Source organism: Pseudoxanthomonas composti, assembly GCF_004122095.1.
Lineage (GTDB): Bacteria > Pseudomonadota > Gammaproteobacteria > Xanthomonadales > Xanthomonadaceae > Pseudoxanthomonas_A > Pseudoxanthomonas_A composti.
The window spans coordinates 543,983-570,341 of record NZ_SAWZ01000002.1; the positions used below are offsets into that span (position 1 = coordinate 543,983).

At 67.6% G+C, this 26,359-nt stretch carries 25 protein-coding genes; 12 read left to right on the forward strand and 13 right to left on the reverse strand.

Annotation, left to right across the window (positions count from 1 at the left end; genetic code table 11):
* Nucleotides 1–201: 201 nt before the first annotated feature.
* The 3 genes from EPA99_RS05615 to EPA99_RS05625 form a co-directional block, all read right to left on the reverse strand.
* Entirely contained in the window at nucleotides 202–1,347 is a 1,146-nt protein-coding gene (locus EPA99_RS05615) for an aldose epimerase family protein (RefSeq protein ID WP_241688273.1), read from the reverse strand.
* A 78-nt stretch (nucleotides 1,348–1,425) separates the two neighbouring features.
* Nucleotides 1,426–2,355 (reverse strand): 2-dehydro-3-deoxygalactonokinase, encoded by a 930-nt coding sequence (locus tag EPA99_RS05620; protein WP_129470207.1) that lies wholly within the window; start codon nucleotides 2,353–2,355, stop codon nucleotides 1,426–1,428.
* A 217-nt stretch (nucleotides 2,356–2,572) separates the two neighbouring features.
* Nucleotides 2,573–3,598, reverse strand: coding sequence for a glycoside hydrolase family 43 protein (locus EPA99_RS05625; RefSeq protein WP_164978570.1), 1,026 nt, complete (start codon nucleotides 3,596–3,598; stop codon nucleotides 2,573–2,575).
* A gap of 380 nt (nucleotides 3,599–3,978) precedes the next feature.
* On the opposite strand from EPA99_RS05625, the gene EPA99_RS05630 reads away from it, so the two are divergent.
* From EPA99_RS05630 to EPA99_RS05640, 3 genes are all read left to right on the forward strand, one after another.
* Nucleotides 3,979–5,205: a cellulase family glycosylhydrolase gene (locus EPA99_RS05630; RefSeq protein WP_129470209.1), complete on the forward strand. Its 1,227-nt coding sequence runs from the start codon at nucleotides 3,979–3,981 to the stop codon at nucleotides 5,203–5,205.
* 71 nt (nucleotides 5,206–5,276) lie between these two features.
* The gene (locus tag EPA99_RS05635) at nucleotides 5,277–8,081 is read left to right on the forward strand and encodes a TonB-dependent receptor (RefSeq protein ID WP_129470210.1); all 2,805 of its coding nucleotides are present in this window, start codon (nucleotides 5,277–5,279) and stop codon (nucleotides 8,079–8,081) included.
* A 523-nt stretch (nucleotides 8,082–8,604) separates the two neighbouring features.
* Nucleotides 8,605–8,997 carry a DUF4124 domain-containing protein gene (locus EPA99_RS05640; protein WP_129470211.1) on the forward strand — a complete coding sequence of 131 codons (393 nt, stop codon included), beginning with the start codon at nucleotides 8,605–8,607 and terminating at the stop codon, nucleotides 8,995–8,997.
* A gap of 88 nt (nucleotides 8,998–9,085) precedes the next feature.
* On the opposite strand, the gene EPA99_RS05645 is transcribed toward EPA99_RS05640, so the two are convergent.
* From EPA99_RS05645 to EPA99_RS05660, 4 genes are all read right to left on the reverse strand, one after another.
* Nucleotides 9,086–9,436 carry a chloride channel protein gene (locus EPA99_RS05645; RefSeq protein WP_129470212.1) on the reverse strand — a complete coding sequence of 117 codons (351 nt, stop codon included), beginning with the start codon at nucleotides 9,434–9,436 and terminating at the stop codon, nucleotides 9,086–9,088.
* 419 nt (nucleotides 9,437–9,855) lie between these two features.
* Nucleotides 9,856–10,275, reverse strand: coding sequence for a hypothetical protein (locus EPA99_RS05650; protein ID WP_206733695.1), 420 nt, complete (start codon nucleotides 10,273–10,275; stop codon nucleotides 9,856–9,858).
* Between the two features lie 620 nt (nucleotides 10,276–10,895).
* Nucleotides 10,896–11,576, reverse strand: coding sequence for a ChrR family anti-sigma-E factor (locus tag EPA99_RS05655; RefSeq protein WP_129470214.1), 681 nt, complete (start codon nucleotides 11,574–11,576; stop codon nucleotides 10,896–10,898).
* Complete coding sequence (locus EPA99_RS05660; protein WP_129470215.1) at nucleotides 11,573–12,196, reverse strand: sigma-70 family RNA polymerase sigma factor; 624 nt, start codon at nucleotides 12,194–12,196, stop codon at nucleotides 11,573–11,575. Before EPA99_RS05660 ends, EPA99_RS05655 begins: the two co-directional genes overlap by 4 nt.
* A 147-nt stretch (nucleotides 12,197–12,343) precedes the next feature.
* Here EPA99_RS05660 and EPA99_RS05665 point away from each other — a divergent pair, with 147 nt between their 5' ends.
* The 9 genes from EPA99_RS05665 to EPA99_RS05705 all read left to right on the forward strand — a co-directional run bounded on the left by EPA99_RS05665 (nucleotide 12,344) and on the right by EPA99_RS05705 (nucleotide 20,394).
* The gene (locus EPA99_RS05665; RefSeq protein ID WP_129470216.1) at nucleotides 12,344–13,111 is read left to right on the forward strand and encodes a hypothetical protein; all 768 of its coding nucleotides are present in this window, start codon (nucleotides 12,344–12,346) and stop codon (nucleotides 13,109–13,111) included.
* 80 nt (nucleotides 13,112–13,191) lie between these two features.
* Nucleotides 13,192–14,142: an acyl-CoA desaturase gene (locus EPA99_RS05670; RefSeq protein ID WP_129470217.1), complete on the forward strand. Its 951-nt coding sequence runs from the start codon at nucleotides 13,192–13,194 to the stop codon at nucleotides 14,140–14,142.
* Between the two features lies 1 nt (nucleotide 14,143).
* Complete coding sequence (locus EPA99_RS05675; protein ID WP_129470218.1) at nucleotides 14,144–15,421, forward strand: NAD(P)/FAD-dependent oxidoreductase; 1,278 nt, start codon at nucleotides 14,144–14,146, stop codon at nucleotides 15,419–15,421.
* Entirely contained in the window at nucleotides 15,418–16,185 is a 768-nt protein-coding gene (locus EPA99_RS05680; protein ID WP_129470219.1) for a DUF1365 domain-containing protein, read from the forward strand. The genes EPA99_RS05675 and EPA99_RS05680 overlap by 4 nt, the downstream gene beginning before the upstream one ends.
* Nucleotides 16,182–17,441 carry an SAM-dependent methyltransferase gene (locus EPA99_RS05685; RefSeq protein WP_129470220.1) on the forward strand — a complete coding sequence of 420 codons (1,260 nt, stop codon included), beginning with the start codon at nucleotides 16,182–16,184 and terminating at the stop codon, nucleotides 17,439–17,441. Before EPA99_RS05680 ends, EPA99_RS05685 begins: the two co-directional genes overlap by 4 nt.
* A 1-nt stretch (nucleotide 17,442) precedes the next feature.
* Nucleotides 17,443–17,991 carry a DUF2878 domain-containing protein gene (locus EPA99_RS05690; RefSeq protein WP_129470221.1) on the forward strand — a complete coding sequence of 183 codons (549 nt, stop codon included), beginning with the start codon at nucleotides 17,443–17,445 and terminating at the stop codon, nucleotides 17,989–17,991.
* A complete protein-coding gene (locus EPA99_RS05695) occupies nucleotides 17,988–18,773 on the forward strand; it encodes a DUF1295 domain-containing protein (RefSeq protein ID WP_129470222.1) in 786 nt (261 codons plus the stop codon). Before EPA99_RS05690 ends, EPA99_RS05695 begins: the two co-directional genes overlap by 4 nt.
* Complete coding sequence (locus EPA99_RS05700; protein ID WP_129470223.1) at nucleotides 18,770–19,843, forward strand: SAM-dependent methyltransferase; 1,074 nt, start codon at nucleotides 18,770–18,772, stop codon at nucleotides 19,841–19,843. Before EPA99_RS05695 ends, EPA99_RS05700 begins: the two co-directional genes overlap by 4 nt.
* Nucleotides 19,844–19,851: 8 nt before the next feature.
* Nucleotides 19,852–20,394, forward strand: coding sequence for a lipocalin family protein (locus EPA99_RS05705; RefSeq protein WP_129470224.1), 543 nt, complete (start codon nucleotides 19,852–19,854; stop codon nucleotides 20,392–20,394).
* Nucleotides 20,395–20,623: 229 nt separating this feature from the next.
* Here EPA99_RS05705 and EPA99_RS05710 read toward each other — a convergent pair whose 3' ends face one another.
* Genes EPA99_RS05710 through EPA99_RS05735 form a run of 6 tightly spaced genes read right to left on the reverse strand, consistent with a single transcriptional unit; the run spans nucleotide 20,624 to nucleotide 26,359 of the window.
* Nucleotides 20,624–22,006, reverse strand: coding sequence for an ATP-binding protein (locus EPA99_RS05710; protein ID WP_425479172.1), 1,383 nt, complete (start codon nucleotides 22,004–22,006; stop codon nucleotides 20,624–20,626).
* 17 nt (nucleotides 22,007–22,023) lie between these two features.
* A complete protein-coding gene (locus EPA99_RS05715; protein WP_129470226.1) occupies nucleotides 22,024–22,698 on the reverse strand; it encodes a response regulator transcription factor in 675 nt (224 codons plus the stop codon).
* Nucleotides 22,699–22,721: 23 nt separating this feature from the next.
* A complete protein-coding gene (locus EPA99_RS05720) occupies nucleotides 22,722–23,381 on the reverse strand; it encodes a tetratricopeptide repeat protein (RefSeq protein WP_129470227.1) in 660 nt (219 codons plus the stop codon).
* Entirely contained in the window at nucleotides 23,362–24,201 is an 840-nt protein-coding gene (locus tag EPA99_RS05725) for an SDR family oxidoreductase (RefSeq protein ID WP_129470228.1), read from the reverse strand. The genes EPA99_RS05720 and EPA99_RS05725 overlap by 20 nt, the downstream gene beginning before the upstream one ends.
* A complete protein-coding gene (locus EPA99_RS05730; protein ID WP_129470229.1) occupies nucleotides 24,201–24,875 on the reverse strand; it encodes an iron-containing redox enzyme family protein in 675 nt (224 codons plus the stop codon). Before EPA99_RS05730 ends, EPA99_RS05725 begins: the two co-directional genes overlap by 1 nt.
* Nucleotides 24,872–26,359, reverse strand: a complete 1,488-nt coding sequence (locus EPA99_RS05735) for an AMP-binding protein (RefSeq protein WP_425479173.1) — start codon at nucleotides 26,357–26,359, stop codon at nucleotides 24,872–24,874. The genes EPA99_RS05730 and EPA99_RS05735 overlap by 4 nt, the downstream gene beginning before the upstream one ends.

The following is a 26,359-nucleotide window of genomic DNA, read 5'->3' on the forward strand; positions in this document are numbered from 1 at the left end:
GCTCGCCAGGTTTGCGAACCGGACGGGTGGGTGGGGAACATCTGCATCCGGTGGCGTTGAAAGGCGCTGACGCCCTCCCTTCAGTGGTCTGCATCGACCCTCCCAGACAGATGCAATGACATGACACTCCCGTCCGCGGTGGCCGGCGGCCATCGCGTCAGGGTTCCATACGGTGTGGCAGCGCCCGCCAGGACGCTCCGGTCAGGGCGTGCGCACGCCCCGGTCGGTGCTGAACTGGTAGACCATGCGGTTGACGTAGGTTTGTCCCGCGGCAAGCTTGGCCGACCCGAAGTTGGGCTGGTTGGGCGTGTCGGGGAACAGCTGCGGCTCCAGCACGAAGGCATCGCCCTGGCGGTACAGCCGGCCGCTCTTGCCCACGGTCTTGCCGTCCAGGAAGTTGCCCGAATAGAACTGCAGGCCCGGCTGGTTGGACGTCAGCGTCATCACCCGGCCAGAGCGCGGGTCGCGCACGCGTGCGACTTCGCGCGGCTGCTTGGAGACGCTGCGGCTGACCACCCAGTTGTGGTCGTAGCCCAGGCCCAGCAGCAGCTGCGGTTCGACGCCGACATTGCGCAGGTCCTGGCCGATCGGCTTGGGCTTGCGGAAGTCGAACACCGTGCCTTGCACCTGCTTGATCTCGCCGGTGGGAATCAAGGTGGCATCGACCGGGGTGTAAGCATCGGCCTTGAGGGTCAGCTCATGGTCCATCGCCGTGCCCGCGCCCTCCCCGGAAAGATTCCAGTAGGTGTGGTTGCTGAGATTGACGATGGTGTCCTTGTCGCCCTTGGCGCTGTATTCGATGGCCAGCTTGCCGTCGCCTTCCAGCGCATAGGTGGCATCCACGGTCAGCTTGCCGGGGAAGCCCTGGTCGCCATCGGGGCTGACGTAGCGCAAGGTCACGCTGGTCGGCGAGGACTTGACCACCGTCCAGGCCACCTTGTCCAAGCCCTGCTTGCCGCCATGCAGGCTGTTGGGACCATCGTTGAGCGGCACGCTGTAGCTGCGCCCGTCCAGGGTGAAACGCCCCTTGGCCAGTCGGTTGGCGAAGCGTCCGACGATCGTGCCGAAATACTGCGGCTTGGCCAGGGTGGCTTCCAGAGACTTGTCGCCCAGCACCACGTCGGCGGACTTGCCATCGCGGTCCGGCACTTCCAGCGAATGCAGCGCCGCACCCAGGGTGAGGATGCTCGCGCGCATGCCGCTGGCATCGCGCAGGGCGATGGATTCGATCTTGGTCCCGTCCGGCAGGCTGCCGACCACCGTCCGTTCCTGGGCGGCGGTCGAGCCCGCCAGCGCCATCGCAACGACACCGGCACACAGACCCACCTGCCTGCTCCCAATCCCCATCATGGAACCTCCCTCGTGCGTGATGGTACTAAAACATATAATCAGACAATTTAAACGCTGCGATGCAGCAGGCGCCACTCAACTTTGGTGGCGTGCCAGCGCATCGATTTCCATCAGGCCGCGTGCCACCGCATCGGCCGAGGCCACCACATGCGAGGCGATGCCGATCTCCTGCAGCGCAGCTGCATAGAGTGCGCAAACCGCGGCCGATCCAACCAGCGGTACGGCGCAGGTGGCCAGGGCAGGGAACAGCCTGCGCGCGTCGGCCAGCTCCGCACCGATCAGCACGCCACGCAGGTAAGCGCTGGCCTCCTGGCGGGGCAGGACGCCGCGAATGAAGCGCGCGCGCACGCCGAACAGCAATGTGGACAGCCCATGGTGGCCCTCCACCGCGCTGCGGACCCCGGCACGGAAGGCCGGGCCATCCTCGCCGGGACCGGACAGCACCGAGGCCAGCACGCCGCCACTGGCGAGCCGGTCGAACAGTTCGCCGGACATGGCGGTCATGAACTCGCCGATGCGCCCGTCCTGCACTGCGACCCACTTGGTATGCGTGCCGGGCAGGGCGACGATGGACGCGCCTTGCAGGCTTCCCGCGGCCAGCAGGCCGAGCAGCTCGGTCTCCTCGCCACGCATGATGTCCGGCGCGCCATCGGCAGCGCGCTCGCAGGCCACGCCGGGCACGATGCGCAGGGCGAGCTCGCCGATCTGCGCAGGCACCAGCCTGGCGGCCACCTCGGCGATCCCGGCCGGGGCGTCGACGTAGCCCGCATCCACCCAGCCGATGTTGGAGCCGATCATCCCGACGGCATAGACGCGTTCGGCCTGTGGCCACTGGCGGCGGATGCGATTGGCCAGCGCCACCATGTCATCGCGCTGCGCATTGGCCACGCCCGCGGCCGCCTCCAGGCTGTCCACCACCTGGCCGCGCGCATCGATAAGGTAGGCCCGGCAATTCGAGCTGCCCCAGTTGATGCCGATGAAGGCATCCGCGTGCGTGTCATTCATGCTGCAGGTCCCTGGGACATTGAAGCGGGCCGTCGGGGAAGTCGTCGCAGGCCCGTCAGCCTGTGCCACCCGCGGTCGGATCTATTTGTCTGATTATATGATTCCGTCACGGACACGCAATGCGACGAGGGCAGGAGTCGTGGTCGCTGGAGCGCGCGGGTTCTACACCATTGGTCCAAGAAGCAAGCACGCAGCCGCGCCCGCGCTGCCGCGCGCGTCATTCCCTCGGCACCGGACGACCCTGGCGCCAGTCCAGGGGCAGGACATACATGGCGCGATAGCGCGGCCTGCCACCTTCGGCCGGTCGCCAGCCATGGAAAGCGATCCAGCTTCGCCCAGCATGCTCGAACACCGACTGGTGCCCCGGGCCGACCAGCGGCGGATCGCCGTCGCGGCTGCGCAGGATGGGATTTTCCCCGGCGTCCACGCACGGCCCCAGCGGACTGTCGCAGCGCGCATAGCCAGTCGCGTACGCGCCCGAACCATAGTCGTTGCCGGCGAAGAACAGGTACCACTGGCCTGCGTGCTGCACCATCTGCGGCGCCTCGACCACATGACCTTCCCACGGCTGGTCGTTGACCGCGCCCTGGATCACCTGCGGTTCGCCGACCAGCGCCTGCGCATCCGCGCGCAGGCGCTGCGCCACGAAGGTGGTTGGCGCGCCGCAGCAGTTGCCGTCGGTCTTGTAGAGCAGCCAGAGATGTTCCCCGCCCGAGGCGCTGCGCTCGCGCACCGGGCTGACATCGATCACGCCATGCTCGCCACCGCATGTCAGCGGCTCGGGCTGGGGCACGTACGGGCCGGTGGCGTCCCTGGACACCGCCGCGCCGATGCACAGGGTCAGGCCATCGGGCCGGCGCCGGGTGGCATGGCGTGCGCTGAAGAACAGCACGTAGCCATTGCCGGCACGGATGGCCTCTGGCGCCCACAGGTCCGGGCGATCGGCGCGCGCCCATGCCGGCAGCTGCGGCATGGCCTCACGCGGCGCTGTCCAGTGCAGGGCGTCTTGCGAGGTGGACATCGGGACGTGCAGGGCAGTGCCGTCCTTCCCGCGACGATTGGTGGCAAAGGCGACCAGCGAACCGTCCTGCAGCGGCAGCACGAATGGGTCCGCGAACTCCTCATCCAGCACCGGGCGAGGGGCTGCGGAGGGCTGGGCGCCAGGCGTGGCGGGCGTGGCATTGCAGGTCGCGGCCAGGCCAAAGGCGAGCATCGCGGACACGGCGTAGCGGCCGGTTGTCATAAAAGTTGAAAAAATCATATTGTCGGATAATATGCCGCCACGCTGGACTGTAAAGCCCGGCGCATTCGAGTCGGCCATTACGCACACCTTGGGAGGGGACATGCGTAGAGCGGCAGCTGTCCGTGCACCCGAGCGGGTGCGCGCATGAAGCGCACATTTCGCATGCGGCATCGCACCGCCGGTGATCGTTGGATCGATTCCGGCGTGGCCAGCCCGCATGCGGCCGTCAGTGCCCCATCACCGGCGATGGCATCGCCTGGCGCGGCGCGCACGCGCCTGCGCACCCCACACCGTTCCATTCCGATCGCGTTCGCCTCGGCGTTTCGACGCCGCCGCGTTGCGTCCCCATTGGCCTTGGCCACACCACTCAGGAGCACACCATGCCGTTGAACCCCAGGCCGCGGACCCGCGCGCCCCGCAAATCCGCCATCGCACTGTTGCTGTGCCTCGCGCTCGCCGCCCCGGCCGCCGTCTTTGCCCAAGCCGCCGCACCGCAGGACCAGGCCGCGGCCGTGGCCGGCGCCGCCGACCGCTGGAGCGCCGACCGGGCCAATGCCTGGTACCGCGAGCAGCCCTGGCTGGTGGGCGCCAACTTCATTCCGTCCAACGCCATCAACCAGCTGGAGATGTTCCAGGCTGAGACCTTCGATGCGGCCACCATCGACCGCGAGCTGGGCTGGGCGCATGAGAAGTACGGCATGAACACCATGCGCGTGTACCTGCACGACTTGCTGTGGAAGCAGGACCCCAAGGGCCTGGTCAAGCGCATCGATGCTTTCCTTGCGATCGCGCAGAAGCACGGCATCCGTCCGGTGCTGGTGCTGTTCGACAGCTGCTGGGACCCGGACCCGGTGCTGGGCGCGCAGCGCCGTCCCATTCCCGGCGTGCACAACTCCGGCTGGCTGCAGAGCCCGGGCCGCCATGCCTTGGTCGACCCGGCCAGCGACGCGCACTTCCGCAGCTATGTGGAAGGCGTGGTCGGCGCCTTCGCCAAGGACAAGCGCGTGCTGGCCTGGGACATCTGGAACGAGCCGGACAACCCCGGCGGTGGCAACTACGAAGGCAAGCAGCTGCCGCAGGAGCAGGCGCGCATCGCGCAGATCCTGCCTAAGGCCTTCGGCTGGGCGCGCAGCAAATCGCCGATCCAGCCCCTGACCAGCGGCGTGTGGATCGGCAAGGACTGGTCGCCGGGTGCGCCCACGCTCAATGCCATCCAGACCGCGCAGCTGGCGCATTCGGACATCATCACCTTCCACAACTACGAGCAACCCGAGTTCTTCGAGGCGCGCATCGCCCAGCTGCGGCCCTACGGGCGTCCGCTGATCTGCACCGAGTGGATGGCGCGCGGCAGCGGCTCGGCGGTGGACAGCATCCTGCCGATCGCCCGCCGCGAGAACATCGGCATGATCAACTGGGGCCTGGTCGATGGCGCGATCCAGACGCGCATGCCCTGGGACAGCTGGAAGCGCCCCTACACGATGGAAGAGCCGGTGCTGTGGTTCCACGACCTGATGAAGGGCGATGGCACCCCGTACCGCGAGCGCGAGGCGCAGCTGTTCCGCGATCTGGCCAAGCAGCCAACGGCCTCCGCGGCCGCCGCACGCTGAACCCTTAGCACACCCACGACCCATCACGCTCCCGCGGTCGCAGATGCGACCGCGCCACCCGGAGAACCGGCATGCGCACCACCCGTTCCATCCACGCCACCCTGCTGGCCAGTGCGATCGCCATCGCCCTAGTGACGCCGGCGCTCGCCCAGGACACCACCCAGTCCGCCTCGGACACGCCCGAGCAGTCCACGCAGGCTGCACCTGACACCCAATCCTCGCAGGCCACGCCGCAGGCCGGCACCGCCACCACCATGGACACCGTGCAGGTGCTGGGCATGCGCGAGAGCCTGCAGTCCGCGCAGGCCATCAAGCGCGACTCGGAGCAGATCATCGACTCGGTGGTCGCCCAGGATATCGGCAAGCTGCCGGACATCACCGCCTCGGCCTCGCTGGCGCGCGTGACCGGCGTGCAGGTGACGCGCGCGGCGGGCGAGGCCGCCGACGTGCAGGTGCGCGGCCTGCCCAACCTGACCACCACCTACAACGGGCGCGAGCTGTTCACCGCGGAGAACCGCAGTGTGGCGCTGCAGGATTTTCCGGCCGGCGGCGTATCCGGGCTGGATGTCTACAAGTCCAGCACCGCCGAGCTGGTCGAAGGCGGCATCGCCGGCCTGATCAACGTGCGCTCGCGCCGGCCCTTCGATTTCGAAGGCCGCGAGATGTCCGGCTCGCTCAATACCGTGTACCTGGACCAATCCGACAAGGCCGACCTCAACGGCAACTTCCTCTTCAGCGACCGCTGGGACACCAGCGTTGGCGAGATGGGCTTCCTGGTCAACGCCGCCTGGAACCGCCTGCGCTTTCTGGATTCCACCCGCGAGAACTCGCTGGTGATGGGCGTGGCCCAGCCCGGCCAGACCGACCAGCCGGGCTTCCGCTATCCCGATGGCGTCGGCACCTTCTACGGGCAGGGCAGGCGCACGCGTCCCTCGCTCAATGCGGCCTTCCAGTGGAAGCCGAACGAGCACTGGGAAATCAACGCCGACTTCCTCTACCAGGCCTTCCGCAGCCGCGACAACGACAGCTACATGTTCGTGCCGCTGTACTCGGCCGACATGCAGATGTCCGACGTGGACCTGGCCGAGGGCAACCAGGCACCGCAGGCGCGCGGCTTCACCGCCACCGGCGGCCTGCGCCCGGAGGGCTACCAGGCCTCGGTCGACGCCAAGACCGACACCTACCAGTTCGGGCTGGGCGCGGTGTACCAGAACGAGGGCGTGCGCTGGTCCTCGGATATCGCCTTTACCGATTCGGAGTATTCGCTGACCCAGAACAACATCGACTGGGCCTTCGCGTCCACGCCGGTGCGGGACGTGCAGTTCGAATCGACCGGCGACGGCGGCCCGTCCTACAGCTTCCGCGACTTCAACCTGTTCGACCCGGCCAACTACATCTTCCGCGGCTTCTTCGACCGCAACTACATGGCCGGCGGCAACGACTTCCAGGCGCGTACGGATTTCGAATTCACCCCGGAGAGCGGGTTCATCACCAAGTACCAGGCCGGCGTGCGCTACACCGACCGCGATGCCGAGCGCCACAACGGCGAGCGCTACGGCTACATCGAGAGCGCCGGGCTGACCTACCTGGACCTACCGGTGGGCCTGACCACCACCGGCGGTGGCTTCGAGGGCTCCAGCGGCGGCCCGCCGCGCAAGTGGATCAGCGCCACCCGCAACAGCATCCGCCGCAATGCCGACCAGCTGCGCCAGATCACCGATTCGCTGCTGCCGGCCGACAACACCGACTTCGACACCCTGGGCGACCCGGCCTACAACGACCTGCAGACCTTCACCGCCAACGAGAAGGCCAGCACCGCCTATGCGCAGGTGCGCTATGCCTTCGATACCGCCATCCCGATCGATGGCTCGCTGGGCATGCGCGCGGTGCAGACCGAGACCCAGGTCAACGGCACCTCGCGCGATGAAAGCACCAATACCTTCACCCCGGTCAGCAGCCGCAACAAGTACACCGACTACCTGCCCAACGCGAGCATCCGCTTCAGGCTGAGCGACGAGTTCCAGATCCGCGCGGCGGCCACCAAGACCCGCACGCGTCCCAACTTCGACCAGCTCAACCCCTCGACCATCATCAACCCGCGGCAGGGCGCCTGTAACACCGACCCGACCAGCATCAACTGCTTCCAGAGCGCCAACAGCGGCAATCCCAACCTGTCGCCGCTGGAGTCGAAGAACTACGACCTGTCCTTCGAGTACTACTTCTCGCGCAGCGGCTCGGCCAGCGTGGCGCTGTTCCGTCGCGACGTGCAGGGCTTCATCGCCAACGTCACCACCGACCAGCCCGACCCGATCTACGGCACCTTGCGCCTGACCCGGCCGGAGAACGGCGGCGAGGGCAGCATGGAAGGCGCGGAGATCGCCTTCACCAGCTTCCTGGACCTGGACGCGCTGCCGCCGTGGGCCCGCAACTTCGGCGTGCAGGCCAACTACACCTACATCGACGCAGGTGCGGAGCAGGGCCCGACCGTGGCCGAGTCCATCCCCGGCGAGCCACGCATCCCGGGCGTGTCCAAGAACTCCTACAACCTGGTGCTGATGTACGAGCAGCCGGTGTTCTCCGCGCGCCTGGCCTACAACTGGCGCTCCAAGTGGGTGCAGGAATACCTGCAGATCAACGACCCGGCGCTGGGTGGCCCGGGCCCGTTCCTGCCGCTGGTGCAGGACGAGCGGGGCACGCTGGACCTGTCCTTGAATTACACGCCGATCCCGTCGATGACCATCGCCTTCGACGTCAACAACATCCTCGGCGATCCCATCACCAACTCGCGCACCTACAACGTGGAAGGGGACACCTACACCCGCCAGGTCAAGTACCTGGAAACCCTGTACTCGCTGGGCGTGCGCTTCCGGTTCTGATCCCGGAGGTCGCCCCGACCTGGCGCTTGCTTACCTCCAGATGGCGGCCAGGCCTGTGTGCCTGTGCCGCCTTTTTTTTCAGTTTGTAAGCAAGGCGAGCCGGGAGACCGGAAATCCGCGGCGTGGTGGCAGCGCATGGTCATGCATGTGCGATCCGTCCACACAGCCGTGGCTACCGTGCCGTCCTCGGCGGGGCGGCGGAGTAGGGAGCAGGGGGCAGGGCATGTGAGGCGCAACGCGTGGCTCGTGAGCGCTCGGAGGCGCCAGGGGACACGCAAATCGGGCAGGGCATCTGTGCAAGATGTCGAAGGCGGACGACGCCGCTGATCCGCATCATCCGATCATGGCGGCTTGAGCCGCGGCCGCGGCTTGGGACGACGACCTTGCTGGCATCGCATCCGCATCGGACCCCCGCCGCTGCGTCATCCATTGCAAGCAGCGATCGGCCGCGGCGCTCACGGAACATCACTGGTCCCGTCGCTCCTCGGCTAACATCGTCCTCGGGGAAGCGTAGGGGTCAAGGATGAAGCGTTGGATCTGGGTGCTCGTGGCGTTCTGCCCAGCGGCAAATGCCCAGCAGGTCTACAAGTGCGTGTCGGGCAAGGACGTCAGCTATCAATCCTCGCCGTGCGCCGGACCAGCCGCCAAGACCTGGGACGCCGTCCCGGTGCCGGAGCCCAGCAATGCCGAGCAATGGCGTCGATATCGAATCAGGCAGGAACTGCAGCGCCGCTACGCGTCGGATCGTGCGGCAACAGCGGCGCGCATGCCCACACCCATGCCTGGCAACAACAGTCCAGATGCCTGCGCCGCAGCCAAGGCGCACCAGCAAGCGGTCCTGGCGGCCGCCGGCATCCGACGCACGCACGATCTGCTGCGCGCCTTGGACGAACAGGTAACCAGAGCGTGCCGTTGACCGCTTTCATCTCAAGCCGCTGCGCACACTGAGCGCCTGAGAGCCCGGCGCTGTGGTTGGATGCGTCTCCAAAGCGCCAGTCGAGCGCTCACATGACCTCTTCTGGTGCGATCGCGGAGCATACCGACGCCACCGCGTCCTGTAGCTGCACGTTAGCCGGGCCAGCAGGCCTGTTGGGCACCTCGACCCAGCCGTGCTCGACCCGCTGGAAGCGCTGGCCCTTGATGCAGCGCTGGTTGGCGCGCAGTGGTTCCAGCGTTGTCACTGGGGTCGTGGTCGGTTGCGGATTGGGTTGCACAGGCCGCTGGGTTCGCGCCGGTCGGGACATTCGTTGCTTGGACAGCTCGTGGTCAACGTATGCGGACCAAGCAAGCGCCAGGAAGCCCGCCAACGCTGCAGTCATGACCTGTCCGACAAAGATGCCCAGCGCAGTGCTCATCATAGGGGCGCGGCCGGGGCCAATGGTCAGCCTTGATCGACGCAGCGGTCCTGTGGCGATCCTGCAACGGAGCAAGGGGACCGGGAGAGCTGATCCAGAGTCAGGTGGGCTCGGAGGTCGGACCTATCAAACTTCGCATAATGCATATTATGTCCAGCTTGCGAAGGACCTTCGCGCGCCTCTGGCGAGATTGCCGCATCCATTGAGGCGGTGCTTTCCAGGAACATCATCGTGCGTAAGGGAGTCAAGCTCTGTAACTCACTAGCGTAGGCGTACCATCTGCAGCCTGCTTAAAATCGGCCAACCGTTGCATTCCCGAGCTCCGGGAAATCAGGGGGCAACTCCACCTCTCAACTATCTGTGAAAGACCCCAGTTCCCCTTACAGATATAAGCCGGGTCCATCAATGGACCACCGTACTTATGGCTCTCTGACCACCTTCACATGGAACTGGGTGACCAGAGCCTGCCCATTGGGCACAGGCTTGCCCCCCTGCCCCTTGAGCGCATGGCACCCGGTGAAGGGTAACGATGCGACTTCACCGGAATCGGGGCTGCGGAGCTTGGCCGTGCATTGCATGCCTTGCTCTCTTACCTGGAAGTTGAGCACATAGCTCTGCCCGGATTGCGGCTGTAATCGGACGACATCACCACAGGTGCGGCTCTGGCCGAAGCGCCCTTCGCCATGGATCACCATCAGGGATATTTCCCTGCCGGCGGGGATATCGACAGCGGGCAGCTCTTGATGCAGATCTGCGATCAGCTGTCCGCCCAAAGAGATGGCACTGCCATGTTCGCAGGCGCTGTTCTGATAAAGGTAGAAATTGTAGTGATGCCCCATCGCCCCGGTCGAATCGGTGTCTGCTATCAGAAGGACCCTGGCTGTTGGTTCTGATGGTCCGGCCTTGTACCTAGACTTCATGGTTGTCGAGCAACCCGCAATCCAGATGACGCCAGAAAGCACAGCGACAAGCAAAAACAGCCTGAACCGCATCCTGCACCTCTTCCCCAAGTGTCGCTCCCCAGCGACCGTGTGCCAGCTTGAAGCGGCGCTTTGTTTTTTGCAATCAGCATCTTCGCTTGAACATCTGAGTCGGAAACCGAATGCTTTCGAGAAGTAAACGCAATGAGTCTCCCGAGGTTTCAGCCCAGGCTACTCGACACTGATCGTCTCGCTAAGAATTGAAAACCGTGACTTTTCACTCAGCAACGCGGTGGCGACAACGTCCAGCTCTGGTTGGTCGCATGGCGGCCTCACGAATGGCCCAGCCGTTACTGACTTCGTCGAAGATTGCGGTTAGAGGATCAACATCGCCGCCAGCGCAAGCTCGACCAACTCCCGGTGAGCCGTCCTTTGACTCACTGCGTTGTCCCAATGGAGGTCTCGGCCCATTATCTCAGACTAGCGGCCGCGGCCAGCAGGCAGAGCTTTCATCCTCATGCCAACCGTGCGCGCAAACCCTAAAGCTTCACAAACCGCTGCATCTTCCGCGCCAGCCAGCCGCTGAACACCAGCGGCGCGTCCAGTGCGGAGACGCAGATGCACGGCACGCCAGGGGCGGTCACCGGCTGATGCTCGACCTCCCCGTCCAGGTCGGCCGCGTCGCCTGCGGCGAACACGCCGAGGGCGTCGTTGTAGGCGCCGCGCAGGATCTGGGTAAGTTCGCTGCCGCCGTGGCTGTGCATGGGCAGGCATTTGCCGGGGGCGATCTTGAGCATGACCAAGGTGGGCATCTGCTCGGCGCGGATGCAATACATCCCCGGTCCCATCCACCGCCAGCGCAGCGCGCTGATCGAGGGTCCGAAGTACGGGTGCAGCGCTGCCGGCAGATGGTCCGGGTCCGCGCCGGGCCGTGGCGGGGGTGGCGCCTGCACCGTTGATGCGGTGACTTCAGGCGTTTCGGAATCCAGTCGTGCCAGCATGGCTTCGCGCAGTGCCTGCCTGCGCGCGTCGCTGTCGGTGGGCTGGGGCTGGGTCTGCTCCAGCAGGACCGAGCCGATCGCCTCGGCATCGCGCAGGCGCCGCCGGCAGTGCGGGCACTGCTCCAGGTGGACGCCGGCCACGATGCTCAGCGGTGCAGGCAGGCCACCGGCGGCATAGCTGATCAGGGTGGATTCGTGCAGGTGGTGGTGCGGGTTCATCGCGCGCCTCCCACCTTGGATTGCAGCTGCAGGAAGGCGCGCCGCAGGTGCGACTTGACCGTCCCCAGCGGCATCGCCAGTGCCTGGGCGATTTCGCTGTGGCTCTTGGCCTCGAAATAGGACATGCGCACCAGCCGCGCCTGCACGGCCGGCAGCTCGTTGATGCGCTGGCGCAGGCTTGCGTGGTCGGCGAACTGTTCGGCCGTGCTGCGCTCCACGACATCCACCACGGCCGCCTCTTCCACCGCGGTCTGGACCTGCATCCAGCTGCGCTCGCGCCGGACCCTGTCGATGTGCAGGTTGCGCGCAATGCGATACAGCCAGGTGCTCAGGGCACCCTGTGCGGGGTCGAAGTCCGCGGCCCGCAGCCACACCCGCAGCAGGCTGTCCTGCGCCAGCTCCTCGGCGACCGCCTCGATCGCGCCGAGCCCGCGCAGATACACGCACAGGCGCGGCATGAAGTAGTCGTAGATGCGCATGAAGCATTCGCGGTCGCGCAGTCGCGCCACGCCGTCCATTTCACCGGGCCAGTTCGTCGGCTCGCTTGTCGGCTGCTGGGAACTGGACACGATACGTGCGCTGTCGAAGGGGCTGAAGGGGCTGGCGGCGTCAGGGTACATCGTGACTCGGTACTTGGTGAGTCGTCGCGGGAAGGTGAGGTTGTGGGGACATGTACGTCCCCGGGCCGCGATTGGATGCAGGATCTGCAGTGCATCCGCTCGTCTCTGCCGGCCGTATCGACCCAACCTGCCTGCCTGGACGACCGCATGCGTACCACCTGGCTGCTGCTTTGCCTGCCCGCCCCCGCCCTGGCCACGCCGTGGTTGCGCACGGAAGGGGTTGCGACGACACCCCAAGGCGCCGTCGCCTATCGGGAGGTGCATTGGCAGCACGGCCCGGCCGACGGCGCGGAGCGCTGGGTGGTCTACCAATGCGCGGACGGCCAGCCCTTCGCTCGCAAGCACCTACCCGCCACCCCACAGCACCAGGCCCGCGGCTATGTCCTGGAAGACCGACGCAGCGGCCAGACGGCTGAGGTCCGGGCCACGGACGGCAAGGTCTGGATCGTCTGGAAGGAAGATGCCCACGCACCGCAACGCGAGCATGAGCTTTCCCTGGCGCCGGAGGCTGTGATCGATACCGGATTCGACGCGGCGGTTCGCCGGCATTGGACGGCGTTGCTGCGCGGTGAACGCGTTTCGCTGCCGTTCCTGGTGCCCGGCCGTCAACGCTTCTATCCGCTTCTGGTGCGGCGCAGCGGACCGGTGCTGTGGCAGGGACTGGCCGCCCAGTCCATCGAGGTCAGTCTGGACACCTGGTATGGCGGGGTCGCCCCTCATCTGGCCTTGGTCTATGCCGATGCGGACCGGCGCCTGCTGGAGTTCCGCGGCACCAGTAATCTCCGTGACGGCCGGGGAGACTATCCCGAGGTGATCGTTCGCTTTCAGGCCGCGCCCAGCGAGCGCCCGGCGAGCCAGTGGCAGGAGGATTGGGAGCGCCCCTTGGTAGGGCGATGCCCTGGCGTGGCGGGGTGAACATGGACGGTTGCAAGGGCCCTGCATCCATTGCGCCTCGTGCTGCGTACAGGCCGCCACGACACCCGCCGGGACTCCGCATGGCCTCCGCACCGCCCCTGCCCCACCGACGTTGGCGCCTGCTGCGCAGCCTGCAGCGCTGGGTGGACACCGGCGATGCCACGCAGGTCCAGGATGAGCGGCCGGATCGCATCGACTGGTTGCGTGCGGTGCCATTCGCGCTGATGCATCTGGCCTGCCTGGGCGTGCTGTGGGTCGGCGTGTCGTGGGCGGCCGTGGCCTGCGCGGCGCTGTTGTACGCCGTGCGCATGTTCGCCATCACCGCGTTCTACCACCGGTATTTTTCGCATCGCACCTTCCAGGTCTCGCGGCCGGTGCAGTTCGTGTTTGCGGTGATCGCTGCGTCCAGCGTACAGCGCGGGCCGCTGTGGTGGGCCGCGCATCACCGGCATCACCACCGACATGCCGACCAGCCCCAGGACCCGCACTCGCCGCGCGAGCGTGGGTTCTGGCGCAGCCACATGGGCTGGTTCCTGACCCGCGAAGCCTTCGCAACCGATCTTTCGCGGGTCCCCGATCTGGCCCGATTCCCCGAATTGCGCTTGCTGGACCGTTTCGACACCTTGGTGCCGGTGTTGCTGGCTGTCAGCCTGTATGCCCTGGGGGCCGCGCTGGAGCGCTGGGCGCCCGGGCTGGAGACCTCCGGCCCGCAGCTGCTGGTGTGGGGCTTCTTCGTTTCCACGGTGGTGCTGTTCCATGCCACGGTGACGATCAACTCGCTGGCCCATCGCTTCGGGCGGCGCCGGTTCGACACCAATGACGACAGCCGCAACAACCTGTGGCTGGCCTTGCTGACCTTCGGCGAAGGCTGGCACAACAACCACCATTTCTTCCCTGGCACGGCCCGCCAGGGCTTTCGCTGGTGGGAGATCGACCTGTCCTGGTATGGGCTGCGCCTGCTGGCGGCGGTGGGACTGGTCAAGGGGCTCAAGCCCATCCCCGACTGGGTTCTGGCCAAGGCGAGGCACTGACATGCGCATCGCCGTCATCGGATCGGGAATCGCGGGGCTGGCCAGCGCCTGGTGGCTGGATGGCGAGCACGAGGTCACGCTGTTCGAGGCCAACGACTACCTGGGCGGCCACACCCATACACACGACATCGAGGTCGAGGGCAGGCGCCTGGCCGTGGACACCGGCTTCATCGTCTTCAACCCCCTCCACTATCCGCTGCTGACGGCCCTGTTCGAAGAACTCGGCGTGGCCTCGCAGCCGACCACGATGAGCTTTTCCATGCACAGCGAGCGCAGTGGCGTGGAGTACAACGCCACCTCGCTCGATGGCCTGTTCTGCCAGCGCCGCAACCTGGTCTCGCCGCGCTTCTGGGGCATGCTGGCCGACCTGCGGCGCTTCTATCGCGACGCACCGCGCCTGCTGGAGCAAGCCGAAGGCCCCACGCTTGGCGAGTATGTGCGGGCCCAGCGCTACGGCGAGGCGTTTGTCGAGGAGCACCTGCTGCCGATGGCCTCGGCGCTGTGGTCCTCGCCGACCGCGACCGTGCTGGAGTTTCCGGCGCGCTACCTGGTGCAGTTCATGGCCAACCACCAGATGCTGCAGATGACCGGACGCGCGCCATGGCGCGTGGTCAATGGCGGCTCGGCGCGCTATGTCGATGCACTGCGCGCCCGCTGGAGCGTGCGCGAGCGCTTGGCCTGTGCGGTGCACAGCGTCGAGCGGATGCCGCAAGGCGTGCGGGTGCATAGCGCCGCGGGCGTGGAAGCCTTCGACGAGGTCGTCCTGGCCTGCCACAGCGACCAGGCCCTGGCCCTGCTGGCCGATGCCGATCTGTCTGAGCGTGAGGTGCTCGGCACCATCCGCTACCAGCCCAACGAGGCGGTCCTGCACACCGACGCGACTGTGCTGCCGCGCGACCGCAAGGCTTGGGCCGCCTGGAATGCCCATGTGCCGCGCGATGCCGCTGCGGCCTGCACGGTCAGCTATTGTATGAACCTGCTGCAGGGCCTGCCGGGAGATACGCCGCTGGTGGTCACGCTCAACCGCAGCGACGCCATCGATCCGCGCAAGGTGCTGCGCACCCTGCACTATGCCCACCCGGTGCACGACCACGCCGCGGTCCGTGCGCAGCAGCGCTGGGGCGAGGTGCAGGGCCGTCGGCACACCTGGTTTGCCGGCGCCTACTGGGGCTGGGGATTCCATGAGGATGGCATCCGCAGCGCCCGCCGCGTCGTGGACGCGTTGCACGCAGCGGCGCGGCAACGGCTGGCGCCTACGGAAGACGAGGTAGCCGCGTGAGCGCCAGCGCCATCTACTTCGGCCAAGTGTTGCACCGCCGGCATCGTCCGGTTCCGCATGCCTTCCGCTATCCGATCGCGCAGCTGATGCTCGATCTGGACGAGCTGGACACCGTGTTCAAGGACCGCTGGTTGTGGTCGGTCGACCGGCCGAACCTGGCCGAGTTCCGCCGCAGCGATTACTTCGGCGACCCCTCGCAGCCGCTTGCCGACGCCGTGCGCGACCATGCCGCGCCGATCCTTGGCCACCGCCCCAACGGGCCGGTGCGCCTGCTCACGCATTTGCGCTTCGCCGGCCACGTCTTCAACCCCGTCAGTTTCTACTACTGCTATCAGGCCGACGGACGCACGCTGGACTGCATCGTCGCCGAGATCACCAACACGCCCTGGAAGGAGCGGCATGCCTACGTGCTGCCGGTGGCGGCGGCCACGCAGGACGGCCCATCGCTGCGCTGGCGCTTCGACAAGCGCTTCCACGTCTCGCCGTTCATGCCGATGGACTGCCGCTACGACTGGCGCTTCAATCGCCCCGATACACAGCTGCGGGTGCATATGCAGGTGTGGCGCGACGGCGAACGCCAGTTCGACGCCACCCAGCAGATGCAGCGGCGCCCGCTCGACGCGTCAGGCCTGGCCGCGGTGCTGGCCCGCTATCCGCTGATGACCACCCAGGTGGTCGCCGCCATCCACTGGCAGGCCTTGCGCCTGTGGCTCAAGCGCAACCCGGTGCACGACCACCCTTCCCTTGCCGAGAAATCGCGATGAACCAGATGACCTCGTCGGTGCCGCTGCCGCTGCCTGGCGCCCTGGACGGCTTCCTGCGCCGTCGACTGCTGGCCCAGCTGGCCACGCTGCAGCATGGCCGCATCTGCGTGCGCGACGCGGCCGGCGAGGCGTGGTTGGGCGATACCGCTGGCGAGCTGCGCGCGACGGTCACCATTCATGACCCAGCCTTCTACCGCAAGCTCGCCGCGCAAGGCAGCGTGGGCGCGGGCCAGAGTTACATCGACGGCGACTGGGCCTGCGATGACCTGGTGGCGCTGGTGCGCCTGCTGGTGCGCAACCGCAGCCTGCTCGACGGCATGGAAAGCGGCCCGGCCCGCCTCGGCGGCTGGTTGCTGCGGGGCTGGCACCGCCTGCGCCGCAACAGCCGCGAAGGCAGCCGCCGCAACATCGCCGCGCACTACGACCTGGGCAACGACTTCTTCGCGCTGTTCCTGTCGCCGGACCTGATGTATTCCTCCGCCCTGTTCACCCAGGACAGCGAGACGCTGGAGTCGGCCTCGCAGCGCAAGCTGGACCGCATCTGCCAGCAGCTGCAGCTGGCGCCGGGCGATCGCGTGGTGGAAATCGGCACCGGCTGGGGCGGCTTTGCCCTGCACGCGGCGCGGCACTACGGCTGCCACGTAACCACTACCACCATCTCTACCGAGCAGCATGCGCTGGCCAGCCAGCGCGTGCAGGACGCCGGCCTGCAGGAGCGCATCACGCTGCTGAAGCAGGACTACCGCGATCTGCAGGGACAGTTCGACAAGCTGGTGTCCATCGAAATGATCGAGGCCATCGGCGCGGACTACCTGGACACCTACATGGCGACGCTGCAGCGCCTGTTGAAACCCGATGGCGTCGCGCTGCTGCAGGCCATCACCATCGAGGACCATCGCTACGAGCAGGCGCGACGCAGCGTCGACTACATCAAGCGCCACGTCTTTCCCGGCAGCTTCATCCCTTCGATCAACGCGATCGTGGCGGCCAAGACCCGGGCCAGCGACCTTCAGCTGATCGCCCAGCAGGATTTCGGCCATTCCTACGCGCTGACCTTGCGCCACTGGCGCCAGCGCTTCCTGGCGCAACTGCCGGCGGTGCTTGCGCAGGGCTTCGACGATCGCTTCTGCCGGCTGTGGGAGTTCTACCTGGCCTATTGCGAAGGCGGCTTCCTCGAACGCTCCATCGGCGTCTCCCACCTGCTGTTGGCACGTCCGGGGTATCGCCCGGCGGGCATCGCCGGGGATGAGGGCTGAGATGCGCCGGTTCTGGCCCAACCTGATCGGCAACCAGCTGGTCTGGCTGTCGGCGGTGGCCGGCGCGGGACGGGGCTGGCAATGGCCGGCGCTGATCGCCGCCGCGCTTTACGTCCCCTTGCAGCTGGCGAGCTCGCCGCAGCCACGACTGGACCTGCGGCTGATGGCGCCGGCCCTGGCCTGCGCCTTCCTGGTCGATGGCAGTGCGGCTGCCAGCGGGACGGTGCGCTATGCCGCCGCGCCCTGGGGCTGGGCCCCGCCTCCTTGGATCCTGGCGTTGTGGGCAGCCTTTGCGATGACGCTCACCAGCTCGATGACTTTCCTCAACCGCCACATCGCGCTTCCGTTCGTGTTCGGGCTGTTGTTCGCCCCCTTGGCCTATCTCTCTGCCGCCCGCGGCTTCGACGCCATCCAGTTCCCTCGCCCCGCGTGGCAGGGCCCGCTGGTGCTCGGCCTGGGATGGAGCGTGGCGTTGTCCCTGCTGTGCCTGGCGCTGCGTCGCGCGCAGCGCCATACCCGGCAAGCTTTCATCACCGGAGCTCGATCATGATCCACCTTCTCTGGGTGCTTCTGTACGCCGTGCTGGTGATGAGCTGGGGCTGGGCCTGGCAGAAGCGCCACGACAACATCGGCATCGTGGACGTGCTGTGGGCCAAGAGCGTCGGGGTGGCCGCGGTGCTGCTGGCGCTGCTGGGCCAAGGCGCGACGGCGCCGCGCCTTGCGTTGGCGGTCCTGGGCGGGCTTTGGGGCGGCCGGCTGGCCCTGCATCTGTGGCACCGGGTCCGCAGCGAGCCCGAGGACGGGCGTTACCACTACCTGCGCAATCACTGGCACGGCCACCAGGGCAAGATCTTCGGCTTCTTCATGGCCCAGGCGCTGCTGGTCGTGTTGTTCGCCCTGCCCTTCGTCGCGGTGGCCAGCAACCCAAGCACCGGGATGTCGCCCTGGGTGGTTGCGGCCGCCTTGGTGTGGCTTGTCAGCGTGGGCGGGGAGACCGTGGCGGATCGCCAGCTGGCGCGCTTCCGCGCCGAACCGGGCAACAAGGGCCGCACCTGTCGCGCCGGGCTCTGGCGCTACTCCCGGCACCCCAACTACTTCTTCGAATGGCTGCACTGGTTCAGCTACGTGCTGCTGGCCGTTGGCTCGCCGCTGTGGTGGCTGGCCTGGTCCGGGCCGGTGGTGATGTACCTGTTCCTCCGCTACCTCAGCGGCATTCCTTTCACCGAACAGCAGGCACTGCGCTCGCGCGGCGAGGACTACCGCAACTACCAGCGCAGCACCCCGATGATCTTTCCCTGGTTCCCCCGCCCTTCAAAGGAGCATGCCGCATGAGCGCGACCACACCGCTGCCCCCCATCGAGCAGACCGAGACCGGTCTGGTCGCATGGGCCGAACGCGGGCTGCTCCCCGATGCCGTGTTGCGCGCCGGGATCCGCCGCCTGTGCGCGCAACGCTTGCAGGAAGAAACCGCCGGAGGCATCCAGGCGCAGGCTGCGCGCTTCAACCAGCGCCTTGTCCAGCTGACCGAAAGCCCGCTGGCGCTGCATACCGACGCGGCCAACCGACAGCACTACGAAGTGCCGGCGGCCTTTTTCCAGGCCTGTCTTGGAAAGCGCCTGAAGTACAGCAGTTGCTATTATCCCACCGGCGCGGAGACCCTGGACCAGGCCGAGGAGGCGATGCTGGAGCTGTATGGGGAGCGCGCCGGCCTGGCCGACGGCCAACGTATCCTTGAACTCGGCTGCGGATGGGGCTCACTGACCCTGTGGATGGCCGAGCGCTATCCGCAGGCCCGCATCACCGCGGTCTCCAACTCCAACAGCCAGCGCGAGCACATCATGGCGCAATGCCAGTCGCGCGGGCTGCACAACGTCGAGGTCCTGACCCGCGACGTCAACCAGCTAGAACTGCCGGCGGCGACCTTCGACCGCTGCGTGTCGGTGGAGATGTTCGAGCACGTGCGCAACTACGAGCGCCTGCTGGGCCGCATCGCAAGCTGGCTCAAGCCCGATGGCGCGCTGTTCGTGCACATCTTCGCGCATCGCACCGTGATGTATCCCTTCGAGACCGAGGGCGACGACAACTGGATGGGCCGCCACTTCTTCACCGGCGGCCTGATGCCGGCGGCCGATACGCTGCTGCATTTCCAGCGCGACCTGCGGCTGGAGACGCGCTGGCTGCTGGACGGCACCCATTACCAACGCACCGCCGACCACTGGCTCGCCAACCAGGACGCCGCCCAGGACCGGGTCATGCCGGTGCTGGTGGCGACCTACGGCGAAGCGGCCGCCAAGGTCTGGTGGCAGCGCTGGCGCATGTTCTGGATGGCATGCGCCGAACTGTTCGGTTACGACGATGGCCAGCAATGGCTGGTGGCCCATTACCTGTTCCGCCCACGCTGAGGTGCCCTATGCGATTGCATGCCCTGCTTCCCCTTCTTGCGGCGACCCTGTTCAACGCCGGCTGCAGCTCCAATGAAACCCGACCGCTACCGCGGCCGCCTTCGGTGGATGTTCCCCGCTTCATGGGCGACTGGTACGTGATCGCCCACATCCCCTCCTGGCCCGAGCGCGAGGCCTACGACGCGGTGGAAAGCTATGCCAGGCGGCCGGACGAGCGCATCCAGACCACCTTCACCTACCGCAAGGGCAGTTTCACCGCGCCCTTGAAGACGATGCATCCCATTGGCCGGGTCGAGAAGGAAGGCAACGGCGCGGTCTGGGGCATGCAGTTCATCTGGCCGATCCAGGCCGAGTACGTCATCGCCTGGCTCAACGAGGACTACAGCCAGACCATCGTGGCCCGCAGCAAGCGCGACTACGTCTGGTACATGGCGCGCACGCCGCAGGTGTCCGAGAGCGACTACGACGCCGCCGTGCAGCGCATGCAGGCGATGGGCTACGACATCAGCAAGCTTCGACGCGTTCCGCAGTCGCCGCGAAAGGCTCCCTGACCAGGAGGCATCGCGACCGCTGGCGTGTCAATGCGCTACGGGCCGGGTTCGGCCCGTGACGCGGGGTTGCATCCGGGTGGTGCTACATCCGAGAACGCAGGCATCGCCTGATCTCCTCGAATGCCGGCGTCATGGTGACGGTTGTGGAGATGACAGGCTCGCCCGCTGCATCTGCTCAGGAGCGCCCCGCGACCTGCGCCGATCCGCCGCCGAGTTCCGGCGTTCCCGCTCAGTCCCCGCCCCCGGTGGCCGCCCTCTCGAAACTGACTTCAACGCGCAGGCCGCCCAATTCGGGGGAGCTCCCCAGGCGGATGTCGGCGCCGTGCAGGCGCGCGACTTCGCCCGCGATCGCCAGGCCCAGGCCGCTGCCCTCCACGCCGCTGCCAAGCACGCGGTAAAAGCGGTCGAACACCCGCTCGCGTTCTTCAGGCGGGATGCCCGGGCCGCTGTCGTCCACGCGCAGCGACACGGTGTGGCCCTCGAGCGCCGATGCCACCAGGATCTGGCCGCCCTGCGGAGCATAGCGCACGGCATTCTCCAGCAGGTTGCGCACCAGGAGCGCGATCTGGGTTTCCGCACCGAGGATCTCGCCGGGCGCCAGCGAAACCACCAGACGCTGCTGGCGCTGCTCGATCAGGGGCTTGAGCTCGTCGACTTCGCCCTGGACCAGCGCGGACAGCTCCAGCCGACGCATCGGGACCACGCCGCCAGCATTCTCCGCCCGGCTCAGTGCCAGCAGCTGCGCCACCAGGCGCTCAAGCCGCAAGACACTGCCGGCCAGCAGTTCCTCGGCGCGGGTGCGCTCTTCGCGGGAGGTCGCGTGGCGGGCGTTGTCGGCGTGCACCTTCAGCGCACCGAGCGGCGTGCGCAGTTCATGCGCGGCATCGGCGACGAATCGTCGCTCACGCGACAGTGCCGCGCCCAACCGCGCGAGCAGGCCGTTCAACGCGAGCACCAGCCCGCCAACCTCGCGCGGCAGATGCGCGGCATCCAGCGGCGTCATGCGCTCGGGCGCGCGTTCGCCCACCTGGTCCGAGACCTGCCGCAGCGAGCGCGTCACCTGATCGACCGCCAGCCAGATCAGCAAGGCCATCAGGGGCAGCGCGAGCAGCAGGGGCAGCAAGGTACCCTCGGCGATGTCTTCGGCCAGTTCCTGGCGGATATCGGCGCGCTCCCCGGACTGGAACCAGCGGCCCTGCGAGGTCCGCAGCGTGAACGTGCGCCATTGCTCGCCATCGATGCGCACGGTGGCATAGCCATCGGCCAGCGCCGCCAGCGGCGTGGTCGGCGCGCTGTCCGAACGCAGCAGCAGGTGCCGCTGCGCATCCCAGACCTGGAAGGCCAGCTTGCTCTCGTAGGCGTGCCCTTCCTTGAAGGCCAGCGCCTCGCCCACGCCGCTGGCCTGACCGTGCCAGCCATGCAGGACGATCGGCTCGCCCGGATAGGCGGCCATGTCGCCCAGCGGCTCGTTGACCAGTCCGACCAGCACGCGGGTGGACTGCACCAGGCGCGCATCGAACATCTCCCCGGCTTCCTGCAGGCCGGCCCGATAGCTGAAGAATCCCGCGACGGCCATCAGGGCCGCGGTGCCGCTGAGCACCCACCACAGCAGCGTGCGACGGATCGATGTCATGTGCCGGTGTCCACCGGTTCGCTGAAGGCATAGCCGATGCCGCGCACCGTGCGCACGATGTCGGCGGAGATCTTGCGGCGCAGCTGGTGCACGTGGACATCCACCGCATTGCTGGCCACGTCCTCGTCCCAGCCGTAGAGATGCTTCTGGATCGAGTCGCGGGACATCGGCCGCCCGTGTTGTTCCATCAACAGCCGCAGGAGCGCGAACTCGCGGCGGGTCAGGTCCAGGGCCCTGCCCTTCCAGCTGGCATCGAGCGTGGCCGGATCCAGCCTCAGCGGGCCGGCTTCCAGCAAGGGGCGCACGCGTCCGCTCGTGCGCCTGACCAGGGCCCGCACGCGGGCGAGCAACTCGCCGGTGTCGAAGGGCTTGCCCAGGTAATCGTCAGCACCCACGTCCAGGCCCAGCGCACGGTCGGCGGCCTTCTCGCGCGCGCTGAGGACCAGGATCGGCACCGGGTTGGCGCGGGCGCGCACACGCCGGATCACCTCGATGCCGTCCAGCCGGGGCAGGCCCAGGTCGAGCACGACCAGCTCGAAGGTCTCATGCTCGACCGCGAGCACGGCGGCAGCGCCGTCCTGCACCCAGTCCACGGCGAAGGCGCCACGCTTCAGGGCGGTGCGGATGCCCTCGCCCAGCGAGAGGTCGTCTTCAACCAGCAGGATGCGCATGCGTCAGTGTCGAGCGCGGCCGATCAATGCGCAAGGTGGCGCTTGACCTCATCCAGCTTGGCCTGGGCCTCGGCGCGACGACCGGCATCGGCGACCTCGCGGCCAGGTCGTGCCGGCGCTGCCAGGGCTTTCTCGAAAGCAGCGCGGGCCTCGGCCCATTGGCCCTGGTCGCGCAGGAAGTCGCCGTAGAAGTAGTTGGCATCGATGCCACTGGGATCGATCTCCAGCCCCTTGCCGAGCATCTGGCGGGCGGTGTTGTCGTTGCCGAAGCCCAGTGGCCAGCCGGGCACCTGGTAGTACAGCGCACCCAGGCTGGTGTAGGCCGCGCCGCCCAGGGCACGCGAATCCAGCTTGAGCGCCGCCTCGAAATCGCCACGTGCCTGCTTGACCAGGCCCAGCGCGCCCATGCCGCCCTTCTCTCCGGCCAGGCTGGACAGCACGATGCCCTCCCAGATCAGCGCGTCGGCCTGTTGCGGATGGGCCGCGCGGGCCGATGCGGCCTGCTTGGACAGGGCCTCGAACGCCGCCTCGCGCTCCTTCTTGGGCAGTCGGTAGTTGATCTGCGCCCAGCGGTCGCGCACCTGCGCCACGTCGGCGGCCAGCTCAGCCGCGCAGGCGCTGCCGACGGAGACGAACGAGGCCAGCAGCAAGAACGCCAGGGTTTTACGGTGAGTGCGCTTCATGGGAGGACATCTCTTGCGAAAAGGAGTGGTGATGGGAGGCGTGACGGCGGATCACCGGCAACTGCGTGCGCAGGCTGCGGTCCACCAGCCCAGGAAGTAGGCCGTTGATGCGTGCGAAGAGCCTTTCCGACCAGCCCAGCTGCAACCTGGGGCGTTGCCTGGCGATTGCCGCGATGAGCTGCCGGGCGACCTCGTCCGGCATGTCCACGCTGGTTTTGAGTTCGCGGTTGAGCGCATCGACCGCATCGCTGTTGAAGCTGGTGCGGGTGGCCCGGGGCGCCAGGTACTGGAAGCGCAGGCCGGTGTCGGCGTATTCGCGGGAGAGCGCTTCGGTCAGCCCACGCAGGGCGAACTTGCTGGCGCTGTAGACGGAAAAGCCGGGGAAGGCCAGGCTGCCGAAGGTCGAGCCGATGACCACGACGGCGGCCTGTGGCTGCTGGCGGAGCATCGGGACCAGCGTGCGCACCAGCAGGACCGAGCCGACCACGTTGGTCTGCAGCAGCACCTCGATCGCCTGATCGGTCTGATCTTCGAACAGGCCGAACCCGGCCCGGGCATGTCCGAGCACGAGCAGGCTCGGCGCGGGCTGCAGCTGGCCGCAGATCTCCAGCAGGCGCGCCCTGCCCTGCGCGCTGGCCAGGTCGGCGATCGCCGGCACCACGCATCCGGCAGGGAACCGGCCCGCCAGCGCGCCAACCGCACCCGGGCTGCGCCCGACCGCGACCACGCGGGCGCCGGCAGCCACCAGTTCGGCGCACAGCGCGCTGCCGATCCCGCCGGTGGCGCCGGTGAGGATGACGGTGCGTCCACGCAGGTCCATCACGCCACCTCCGCCAGGCGCGCGCCATCGGCCCGCAGGGTGCGGAAGATGTCGCCGTACAGCGTGTAGAAGCGCTGCGCCGCGTGCACGACCGCCCGCTGGTCGTCCGGATCTTCCAGGCGGTCCATCAGCCCCTTGAAGAAGCCGACATGCTCCACGTCCAGGTCGCCATGCGAGAGAAGATAGCTGAAGCCGTTGCGCGGCAGTCCAAGGGCCTGCTGCAGGGTATCGGCGGCGCGGGTCGCCAGCGCCACGCTGGTGCCCTCCAGCACCAGCACCATGCCGAAGAAGCCGACCGGGTTGCCGCGCTGGATGGTGTCGTAGGCGTAGCTGACCATCAGTTCCGTTGCCAGGGCCGGCGTGGAGGCGGCCGCCGCGGCACGGTTCCCGCCGCAGGCGGCGATGTCGTCCAGCACCCATTCCTGATGCCCCATCTCTTCTTCGATGTATTCGCCGATCGCCTCACGCAGCCACTCAAGACGCGTCGGCAGGCGTGCCCCGCAGGCCATCAGCAGCGGCACGGTGTGACGCACGTGGTGGTAGGCCTGCTGCAGGAAGGCCAGGTAGTCCTCCCGGCCGATGTTGCCGGCCAGCGCGGACTGGATGATGGGAATGCAGAGGAGCTGCTGGCGCTCGGGCGCGGTTCGCTCGAGCAGCGTATCGTGGAAGTTCATGCGGTGACTCCTGTGACGGAAACATTGGCGGGACGCCGATAGCAGGCGTCGATCTCGGTCTGGTAGCGGGCCAGGATGGCGTCCCGGCGCGGGCGGCCATTGGCGGTGAGCAGGCCATCGCCGGCGCTGAAAGGCGTCTGGATGGGGAGGTAGCGTGCGATCCGCGCATAGTCCGGAAGGCCGGCATTGACCTGGGCCAGGGCGTGCTGGACATGCGCTTCATCCACGCCGGTCCCGCGCGGCACGATCAGCGCGATGTTGTCGGCCTGCGCCTCCCCCCACACCAACACCTGCGCGAACTGTGGGTGCGCCAGCACTTCGCTTTCCACCCATTCCGGAGAGACGTTGCGGCCGAAGGCGGTAATGAAGACATTGCGCCGACGGCCGGTGACATGGACGTAGCCTTCCGCGTCGATATGCCCCAGATCGCCGGTGTGGATCGGTCCGGGTGGCAGGCCGTCATCTCCCAGGTAGCCGAGCGCGCGCGGGCCGTGCACGACCAGTTCGCCATCGACCACTTCCACGCGCACATGCGCCAGGGGCCGGCCGACGCTGCCGGCGCGATTGGCCTGCGGGCGATTCAGGCAGACCACCGACGCGCACTCGGTCAGTCCGTAGCCCTCGAACACCGGCAGGCCCAGCGCCGCGGCACGGGCCAGCATGTGAGGCGCCACGCGCCCGCCGCCTACCGCGATATAGCGCAAGGAGCCTGGCAGGGCGACACCGGCTTCGGCGGCCATCACCAGCGCGGTCAGCAATTGCGGCACCAGGATGATGCTCTCGGGCTGGTAGCGGTGCAGGCACCGGATCAGCGTCGGCACATCCAGGCCGCTGGCGCCGGTGTAGCCGATCTCCGCCAGCGACGGCAGCGCGATCTGGGCGTTGGCCAACAGCGCGGCGTAGAGGCCCGCGACGTTCTCCAGCAGCGTGGACAAGGGCATCAGGCAAAGGTGGCGGCGAGGCGTGATCGGTTCGGCGGCCTCGGCCAGTGAGGTGGCGACCTGCAGCAAGGTCTGGGCATCCAGGCACACGCCCTTCGGGCGACCGGTGGTGCCCGAGGTATAGGTGATGCAGGCGGTGCCTTCGGGCAATGGCGTTGGATTGGCTTCATCCAGCAGCCGGCAAGAGGCAAGATCCAGGCCGTCGATCTCTCGGCCAGTGCTGCGCGTGGAGACCGGCGCGACCGTGCCGGAGGCGATGAACACCGCCTGCGCGCCGCTGGAGGCAAGCGCGTGCCGAACCTGCTCCGGCGAGAAGAACGTCGGCAACGGCACGTGCACGCCGCCGATGCGTCGCAGCGCCAGGTCGAGCACGAGCCAGTCCAGCCCGTTGTCGAGCCGGCTGGCCACGCGCTGCAGTTGGAGCTGCTGCAGCACCGCGACGACACGCTCAATGCGGGACAGCAGGTCGCGGTCGTCATGGCTGGCCGATGCGGTGAGGATGCGCTGCGGATGCTGGCCCAGCTGCCGCCACAGAGCGTCGAT